The following is an 8,992-nucleotide window of genomic DNA, read 5'->3' on the forward strand; positions in this document are numbered from 1 at the left end:
GCCGGTGGTCGGAGTCGAACCGACACTCGAGCTGTTTTTAGGACAGCCTCCTCTACCAGTTGGGATACACCGGCTCGTCTACATCGCTGATGTTTCTACCACGCTACGTAGGGTCTGGGAATAACACATGCGGAAAAAGTGGTCCGGAGATGGCGGCACGACCGAAAGCGTGACTCATCGTGACGAGGATGCCGACTGTTCGCCATCCCCTTCGATCAGTGGACAACCCAGATCGCTAAAAGGCGGGCCCGCCGTCGGGTTTGGTCTTGACGGCCAGAGCGGAGACGCGGGAAAACACCCCCACCTAAGTGCCGCGAAGCCACGAGGGCCGGTGAACCGTCGCGACCGGGGGACGATTCACCGGCCGCGGGAGATCCTGCCGGCCGGTGCGGCCCGGACAACATCCTCACCCGGGGACGCGGCCTCACCGCCCTCGGCATCGCCGGCCGAGCCGGCGGCGACGGCGGGCGCGGGGGCACCGGGAGCGGGGGGGCGAGTGGTCCCGTTCCGCCCGCTCGTCGTGGCCGTCGTAGCCGTCGTAGCCGTCGTGGCCGGAGTGCCGGGCGTGCCTGGGGAGATGGCCGCGGCGAACGCGGGCGGCATCGCCGCTCGGCGGAACTCGGCCCGGGGATCGGCGAAGGATCCGAGCGAGACGATCTCGCGGCGGAAGAACAGTGCCAACGACCAGTCTGCGACCACCCTGGTCTTGCGGTTGAGGGTGGGAACCCTGCCCAGGTGGTACGTCCGGTGCATGAACCAGGCGGGCCAGCCGCGCAGCTTGACCCCATAGACCTCGGCGACACCCTTATGCAGGCCCAGGGACGCCACGCTGCCGGCATAGCTGTGCTCGTACGGTTCGATGGGCTCGCCGCGCAGTTCGGCGAGGATGTTGAGAGCCAGCCGGCGGGCCTGGCGGACGGCGTGCTGGGCCGAGGGACTGGTTGTGACATCCTCGCCCCTGGTCAGGTCGGGCACGGCCGCGCAGTCACCCGCGGCCCACGCGTCACCCACCCCGTCGACCTGCAGGAAGACGGTCGCGCGCACCCGACCTTGATCGTCCAGGGGCAGATCCGTGTCGGCCAGCATCGGGTTCGCCCGCACCCCGGCCGTCCACACGATGGTGCCCGCGTCGAACTTCTCGCCGTTATTCAGTACAACCCGCCCACCGACCAGGCTCTCGACCCGCGTGTTCAACCTAACGTCGATACCCCGCTGCTCGAGCTGCCGGAGAGTATAAATCCCCATTCCGGGTGAAACCTCGGGAAGAATACGGCCGGCGGCTTCAACGAGGACCCACCGCATATCCGTCGGTTCCAGATCAGGATAGAAAGAACACGCATCGCGGGCCATGTCCTCCAACTCGGCAAGAGCCTCTATTCCGGCATATCCTCCACCGATGAAGAGAAAGGTCAGCGCCCGGCGCCGGACCTCAGGATCGGTCACCGAGGCGGCCGCGTCCAACCGGCTGATGACCTGATTACGGAGATAAATGGCCTCGGCCGCGCTCTTGAAGCCGATGCCCTGCTCCGCGAGCCCCGGGATCGGAAGGGTTCGCGCTACCGATCCTGGACACATCACCAAGATGTCGTATTTAAGATCAAATCTCTCGCCAAGGGATGGTTGGATCACAGCGGTCCGTGTCCCATGCGACACCTGAAGCGCGCTTCCACTGACAACCCGACAGCCCTTCAGGACCTTACGTAGCGGTACCACCACGTGCCGTGGCTCAAGGTTGCCGGCCGCCGCTTCCGGGAGGAAAGGCTGATAGGTCATGTACGAGTTGGGCTCGACGACTGTGACCGATGCCTCGCCCTGGCGCAGCTTCCGCCGCAGCCGCAGGGCCGTGTACATGCCGACGTATCCTCCGCCGACGATGAGGATGTGCGGTGGTTGCCCGTAGCCCATGGCAAAAACGTACCCACGAGGGCCGTGTTACACCCCGGTCCCGGGCTGGCCGCCCAGCTTTTTTCGTGACGCAGGACACGAATACCGGCGGTCTTCGGCCCGTGGTGCCGATGCGTCCGGACCGTGTTCCGGCTCACCTTCTGTGTCGACGGCCACAAGGACAAAGGCTTACCCCGCCCGCTCAACCACTTCCGCGAGCGCCGCCGCCGTGCCAAAAATCGTGTCAAGCATCACTTCGGTGACCCGGCCGGTGAAGGTGTTCTGTTGGCTTGGGTGATAGCAACCGACGATCGACACCCCGGATACGGGAAGTTCGGCCCGCACGCCGTGCCCGAACGACACCCGGCGCGGAGGAACCGGGAATCCGGCCTGGGCCAGGGCGGGCCACAGGGCGGACCAGGCGAATCCACCGAGGACGACGATGACCCGCAGGGTGGGCCGGACGAGCTCGAGGTCACGCACCAACCAGGGCCGGCAGGTGTCACGCTCCGTGGTGGTCGGCTTGTTCGCGGACGGAGCGCAGCGGACGACGGCGACGATGCGCGTGGCCGTCAGACGCTGACCGTCCCCGGCGGACACCGAGGTCGGCAGCGCCGCCAGCCCGACGCGGTGCAACGAGGCGAACAGCCAGTCGCCGCTGCGGTCCCCGGTGAAGATGCGTCCGGTGCGGTTCCCTCCGTGGGCCGCGGGCGCCAGACCGACGACGAGGATCCGGGCGTCGCCCGGGCCGAACGAGGACACCGGACGCCCCCAGTAGGCCTGCTCGGCGAAGGCCGCCCGCCGCACCGCCGCGACTTCTTCCCGCCAAGTGACCAGGCGCGGGCAGGCCCGGCAGACGGACATCCGGGCATCGAGCTCCCGGCTGCCCGTCGCGTCGGCGGCCAACGCGCGGGCCTCGGCCGGCGTGGCCGCGACCGGTGTGTCGGCGGCGGCGAGGTCCCCCGGCCAACCGCTTCCCGGCCGCACCGGGCCCCGTGACCGGACCGGGCCACCCGTCCCGCCCGTCACCCCGCCCCGCCGGTCCGCGTACAGCCGGTCCTCATACCAACGGGCCGGCTACCGACGGGCCGGCGGTGACGGGCAACGCCGCCCGCTCGGGCCCGGTGGCCGGGGCGCCCGGCGCGGCGGCTAGGGCCAGCGATATCCCGTCGAGGATGTCGCGTTCGCTTGCCACCACCGCCGCGGCGCCCGTTCGCTCGACCAGGGTGCGCAGCACGAGCGCGCCGGCGGCGATAACGTCCACCCGACCCGGGTGCATCACCGGCAGGGCCGCGCGCTGGTCGTGCGTCATCCTCAGCAGCCGGTCCGTGACCTGCGCGACCTGCTCCGCCGCCGTCACGGACAGGTGGATGCGGGCCGGGTCGTACTCGGGGAGATCAGCCGCGAGGGCGGCGACCGTGGTGACGGTCCCCGCGACGCCGACCAGCGTCGCCGCCTCGGTCAGGGGCACGGTGCGGGCGGCGATGTCGAGTGCCGCGTGCACGTCGGCAACGATCGCCGCGGCCTGCGCGCCGGTCGGCGGATCATCGTGCAGGTGCCGCTCCGCCAGCCGCACGCATCCGACGTTCACCGAGCGGGCGGCCCGCACCCCGCTCGCGTCCCCGAGGACGAGTTCGGTCGAGCCGCCGCCGATGTCGGCGAGCAGGATCGGCGTGGCGACCGGGTCGGATCCCGCCGCGCCCGCCCCCGTCGGCGTGCCCTCGACCGAACCGGCAAGCGAACCGGCGTCCAACGAACCGGCTCGGCCGACGAGGTCACCGATGGCGCCACCGAAGGACAGGGCCGCCTCCTCGTCCCCGCTGATCACCTCGGGGTCCACACCGAGGATTGCGCGGACCCCGGCGACGAGCTCATGACGGTTGCGCGCGTCGCGGGTCGCGCTCGTGGCGACCATCCGCACCCGTGAGGCTCCCAGCCGCTCGATCTGCTCGGCATAGTCCCGCAGCGCGGTGAAGGTGCGGGCGAGCGCCTCCGGCGCGAGCTCACCGGTCCGGTCGACCCCGGCCCCCAGCCGGACGATCTCCATCTGGCGGGCCAGCTCGTACAGGGTCGATCCCTCGACGTCCGCCACCAGCAGACGGATCGAGTTGGTTCCACAGTCGATCGCGGCGACCCGACTCACGGTCTCTCCTCCCCGGTCAAATCCCCTATCGGATCTCTATCGGATCTCTATCGGATCCTCCGTCGGGTCCCCTATCGGATCCCCTGTCGAACGACTGCCGGTCGGTCCGTCGCCCGCCGGCCCGCCGCCTGGGGCGGGTCCGGGCTGCGGGCCTCGTCGACGCCCGGACATCGGCCACCGGCCACGCACGGCCCCTGCCGCCCCCAGTCGGGAACAGCCGCAAGGGCCTCGTCACCGAACGGATTGACTCCCGGACCCACGGCGAGACTGTGCGCTACGAGGACGTGCAGGCACTTGACCCGATCGGGCATGCCACCCGCGCTCGGGGCCGCGGGCAGCACCTCGTGCGCGTCGCGCCGGGCGAGGTAGTCCCGGTGGGCGGCGGCGTAGGCGGCGGCGAGCCGCGGATCCTCCGCCAGCCGGGCTGTCATCTCGCGCATCACCCCGGCCCCCTCCAGCCGCGAGATCGCCGACGCGGCCCGGGGGCAGGTGAGGTAGTACAGGGTCGGGAAGGGGGTGCCGCCGGCAAGCCGCGGTGCGGTCTCGACCACGTCGGGAAGACCGCACGAGCAGCGATGAGCCACCGCGAGGACGGCTCGCGGCTCGCGGGAGAGCTGACAGCGCACAATCTCGAGATCCTCGGCCGTCACCGCCGGTACCATGCTCGCCCCCTCGCCGTCATCACCGTCCGCCAGGACCGTTCCTTCGCCCTTCGCCGCACCGGGGCCGGGGCTCCCGCCCCGTGACCGCTACGGCGTCGAGATCTCCGACCAGAGCCGGGCGTACCAGGCCGAACCCCCGGACGACCCGCCGCGGGTCTCGTCGCCGTCCTTGGTGGGTGCCGGTTTGATCGGCATCAGGTACGCCCGTTCACCGGGCTTGACGTAATGCAGCCGACGGCGCGCCTCGTCCTCGACCCAGGCCTGGTCGTCGTATCGCTCGACCGTCGCCCGCAGCTCATGGACCCTCGCCTGGGCCTGCGCGTTGGTCCGGCTCAGCTCGGAGAGCTTGGCCTGCTGCTGCAGGTACAGCCGCAGCGGATAAGCGAGGGTCAGGACCAGCACGCAGATCACGACGGCGAGCAGGGTCGCCCTCGTGGTCAGCGCGGTGTTCCGCGGCGGCATGGGATCAGCCGGCCTGCCCGTGGCGGGGGAACGCGGCGGCGCCCGCGTACCGGGCCGCGTCGTCGAGTTCCTCCTCGATGCGCAGCAGCTGGTTGTACTTCGCGACCCGCTCCGAGCGCGCCGGGGCGCCAGTCTTGATCTGACCGCAGTCGACCGCGACGGCGAGGTCGGCGATGGTGGTGTCCTCGGTCTCGCCGGACCGGTGGGACATCATCGCCCGGTAGCCGCTACGGTGGGCCAGGTTCACCGCGTCAAGCGTCTCGGTCAGCGTGCCGATCTGGTTCACCTTCACCAGCAGGGCGTTCGCGGCCTTCAAGGCGATCCCGCGGGCCAGCCGCTCCGGGTTGGTCACGAACAGGTCGTCCCCGACGAGCTGCACCTTGCCACCGAGCCGCTCGGTGAGCGCCACCCAGCCGTCCCAGTCATCCTCGGCCAGCGGGTCCTCGATGGAGACGATCGGGTATGCGGAGACGAGCTCGGCATAGTAGTCGCTCAGGTACTCGGCGCTACGCGAGTTGCCCTCGAAGGCGTACGACCCGTCCGCGTAGAACTCGGTGGAGGCGACGTCCAACGCCAGGGCGATGTCTGTCCCCAGGGCGAAGCCGGCCTTGTCGATCCCCTCGGCGATGAGGTCGAGAGCCTCGCGGTTGGTGGGCAGGCTCGGCGCGAAGCCGCCCTCGTCGCCCACGCCGGTCGCCAAGCCCCGCGCCTTCAGCACGCTCTTGAGCGCGTGGTAGACCTCCGCACCCCAGCGCAGCGACTCGGCGAAGGTGCTCGCGCCGATCGGAGCAATCATGAACTCCTGGATATCGACGTTGGTGTCGGCGTGGGCACCACCGTTGAGGATGTTCATCATCGGCACCGGGAGCAGGTGCGCGGTCGGGCCTCCCAGGTACCGGAACAGCGGCAGGCCACTCGACGACGCCGCCGCCTTGGCCACCGCCAGGCTGACCCCGAGCAGGGCGTTGGCGCCGAGGGCCGACTTGCCCGGGGTGCCGTCGAGGTCGATGAGCGTCGCGTCGAGAAGACGCTGCTCGGTGGCCTCCAACTCCATGATCGCCGGACCGATCCGGTCGATCACCGCGGCCACGGCCTTGGTCACGCCCTTGCCGCCGTAGCGGTTGTCCCCGTCGCGCAGCTCGACAGCCTCGAAGGCGCCGGTGCTCGCCCCGCTGGGCACCGCGGCGCGGCCCAGCGTGCCGTCCTCCAGAACGACCTCGACCTCGACGGTGGCGTTACCGCGCGAGTCAAGGATCTCGCGGGCTCCGACGGCCTCGATGGACGGCACGGCTTCGACCTCCGGTATGCGCTCTGACACGGAACGATGACGCGGCGGCAGCAGCGGACCGCCACGGGCCGGTGACCGGAAGCCACCACACCGCGGCAGGCCACCGGGGCAGACCCTGATGGCCTGCCGCGGATCGCAGCGCGGGACGAGCGGTGCCGTCCGGACGAAACCGGTCGCTGCGAGACTACCGTCGCCCCACGGCGACGCGACGCCGGTCCCGGCCCGGCGCGGCGCGGCGCGGCGCGGCGCGTCCATTCACCGGCCACCCGACGGTCATTCCACCGCCTGCCTGGCCGTCGGGCACCCGGGCGTCGATCCTCCCGCGGACGGCGGTGTCACGCATCCCACAGGCCGGCGAGTTCGTTGTGGGCCACCGGTGCGGACCGGCTAACCGATCCGCCCGATCGGCGGCATGACCAGCGGACCGGCCGAGGGCAGACCGAGCCGCGCCGCCAGCGGTGCCAGCGCCCCCCAGCCCGGGACGAAGCCGGCACCGGGACCGGGGCCGAGCAGGCCCAGGGCGGACCCGGCCACCGACCCGGCCACGGACGCGGCGGCCCCGCGGTCCTCGCTGGACTTCGGCGACCGGACCCGTTCCAGCACCGACGGCTTGGGCGTCAGCCGCACCCGCGGGGTCTCACCGGCCGGCAGACCGGCGCGCGACCAGGCAAGTTCGATCGCCTGCGCCAACCCGCCGAGGACGTCCACCAAGCCGTGCGCATGGGCGTCCGCGCCGGTCCACACCCGGCCGCGGGCCAGCTGGTGCGCCTGGTCCCGGGACAGCCCGCGAGCGGTCGCTACCTTGTCGACGAAGTCGGCGTAGACCCGGTCCAGGAACTCCTCCAGCTTCTCCCGCTCCCCCGGGGTGAAGGGCCGCCGCGGCGACATCATCAGCGCATGCTCACCCTCCGCGACGGCACCGAAGCCCACTCCCACCTTGTCGAGCAGGCCGCTGATCACCTGCTTGCCGGCGAACACCCCGATCGAGCCGGTCAGCGTGCCGGGGTTCGCCACGATCGCATCGGATGCCAGGGCGACGAAGTAGCCACCGGAGGCCGCCACGTCACCCATCGAGACGATCAGCGGCCGACCGCTGGCCCGGAACCGCTCGGCCTCCCGGCGGACCAGGTCGGATGCGACGTAGGAACCCCCAGGGCTGCTCACCCGGAACACCGCCGCCGCCACCGCGGGATCACGCGCGGCGGAGCGGAAGGCCGCCGCGGTGGCCTCCGCGGCGAGCACCGGCCCGGAGAACGGACCCGGGGCACCGTGTCCGAGGACGACCGGCCCGGTCCCGTGGATGAGCGCGATGACCGCCTTCTTCGGGTCGCGATGCGGCGCCGTCACGGAGGGGGCCAGCGCACTCGTCCCGATGCCCGCGGCCTCGTCCGGGTGGAGGTGAGCCTCCCCGGCGCCGTCGGGACGGGAGCCGTCCCGATCATCGGGAACCTCGCGGAAGAAGAAAGCCGCCGGGCTGCCGGCCGCCAGCGCCGCTACGCGGCGCGCCGGGAACTTCTCCCACCGCTCGACGGACCGCCGGTAGGCGGAGGCGTACATCAGAACCGGCTCCGCGCCGGGCCCGCGGCGCGCATCGTCCCGGCCCGCGCCCTCCCCATCATCCTCGAATCCGGCCAACGGCCCCCGCGTCACCCGTTCCCGTGCCGCCGCGTACACCTCGTCGCGGTAGCCGAGACGGTCGACGAGACCGGTGTCGAGCGCGACGGACCCGGCCAGCGGTCCGAGATCGATCAGACGCCGGACCCGGTCGGTGGACAGCCCGCGTCCCTCGGCGATGCCGGCCACGATCTGGTCGGAGCTGGACTCGATGATCCGGCTGACCGCCTCCAGGTGCGCCGGGGTGAAGTCCCGCTCCACCAGCGTGTTGACGGCGTTCTTGTACTCGTACCGCTGGCCGATCTCGACGGAGATGCCGAGCCGGTCGAGCGATCCTCGCAGGAACGGCGCCTCCATCCCGAGACCGGTCAGGCCGCAGTCACCGGGCGGGGCGAGCCAGATCTCGTCGAACGCGCAGGCCAGATAGTAGGGCGCCGTGCCGCCCCCGAACTCCCCGAAGGTGTCCGCGTAGGCGATGGCGGTGCCACCGGCCGCACGAAACGCGGCGATCGCGGCGCGAATCTCCTGGATACGTGCCAGCGGCATCCCGCAGGCGGCGATGTGCGCGACTACGACGGACACCCGGGGATCCTCGGTCGCGTACCGTAGGCCTTCGACAACATCCCGCAGGGTCGTCCGGCGCCGGGCGAGCGCCAGGGTGATCGGGTCGGTGGGGGCGCCTTCGATCGGGTCGACCGTCAGATCAAGTTCAAGGACGATCGGAGCCGTCCGCCGCGCCGCGATCTGGCGGACGTCGGCCAGCGCCTTACGTGGGATGGCAGCCATGCCCTCAGAGGCTAGCCTTCCCCCACACGGCGCCTTCGGTGCAGTGCGGGGACCCCTGGCACCAGGCGCCGTACGGAGTCTCCGTTCAGTCGCCTCCGGCGACCTCTCTGAGATAACCAACAGACAGCCCACGACGCCTCCGGCGCAGCGTGG

At 71.3% G+C, this 8,992-nt stretch carries 7 protein-coding genes and 1 tRNA gene; all 8 read right to left on the reverse strand.

Annotation, left to right across the window (positions count from 1 at the left end):
* Positions 1–74 (reverse strand) — tRNA-Leu (locus ACY45C_RS01935).
* Between the two features lie 283 nt (positions 75–357).
* Positions 358–1,905, reverse strand: a complete 1,548-nt coding sequence (locus ACY45C_RS01940) for an NAD(P)/FAD-dependent oxidoreductase (RefSeq protein WP_462185951.1) — start codon at positions 1,903–1,905, stop codon at positions 358–360.
* 168 nt (positions 1,906–2,073) lie between these two features.
* Positions 2,074–2,913 (reverse strand): uracil-DNA glycosylase, encoded by an 840-nt coding sequence (locus tag ACY45C_RS01945; RefSeq protein ID WP_462185952.1) that lies wholly within the window; start codon positions 2,911–2,913, stop codon positions 2,074–2,076.
* Positions 2,914–2,944: 31 nt separating this feature from the next.
* Positions 2,945–4,027, reverse strand: a complete 1,083-nt coding sequence (locus ACY45C_RS01950; RefSeq protein WP_462185953.1) for a Ppx/GppA phosphatase family protein — start codon at positions 4,025–4,027, stop codon at positions 2,945–2,947.
* A 71-nt stretch (positions 4,028–4,098) separates the two neighbouring features.
* On the reverse strand, positions 4,099–4,689 hold the full coding sequence (locus ACY45C_RS01955; protein WP_462185954.1) for a DUF501 domain-containing protein: 591 nt from the start codon (positions 4,687–4,689) through the stop codon (positions 4,099–4,101).
* 87 nt (positions 4,690–4,776) lie between these two features.
* A complete protein-coding gene (locus ACY45C_RS01960) occupies positions 4,777–5,151 on the reverse strand; it encodes an FtsB family cell division protein (RefSeq protein ID WP_462185955.1) in 375 nt (124 codons plus the stop codon).
* Positions 5,152–5,155: 4 nt separating this feature from the next.
* Complete coding sequence (gene eno / locus ACY45C_RS01965) at positions 5,156–6,439, reverse strand: phosphopyruvate hydratase (RefSeq protein WP_462185956.1); 1,284 nt, start codon at positions 6,437–6,439, stop codon at positions 5,156–5,158.
* Positions 6,440–6,826: 387 nt separating this feature from the next.
* A complete protein-coding gene (sppA, locus tag ACY45C_RS01970) occupies positions 6,827–8,839 on the reverse strand; it encodes a signal peptide peptidase SppA (protein ID WP_462185957.1) in 2,013 nt (670 codons plus the stop codon).
* Positions 8,840–8,992: the final 153 nt, after the last annotated feature.

The sequence above is a fragment of the Frankia sp. CcWB2 genome (assembly GCF_977927585.1).

Coding starts and splice junctions, on each gene's coding strand:
- ACY45C_RS01940 (WP_462185951.1), bottom strand. CDS start 1,905: ATGGGCTACGGGCAACCACCGCACATCCTCATCGTCGGCGGAGGATAC.
- ACY45C_RS01955 (WP_462185954.1), bottom strand. CDS start 4,689: ATGGTACCGGCGGTGACGGCCGAGGATCTCGAGATTGTGCGCTGTCAG.
- ACY45C_RS01960 (WP_462185955.1), bottom strand. CDS start 5,151: ATGCCGCCGCGGAACACCGCGCTGACCACGAGGGCGACCCTGCTCGCC.
- sppA (WP_462185957.1), bottom strand. CDS start 8,839: ATGGCTGCCATCCCACGTAAGGCGCTGGCCGACGTCCGCCAGATCGCG.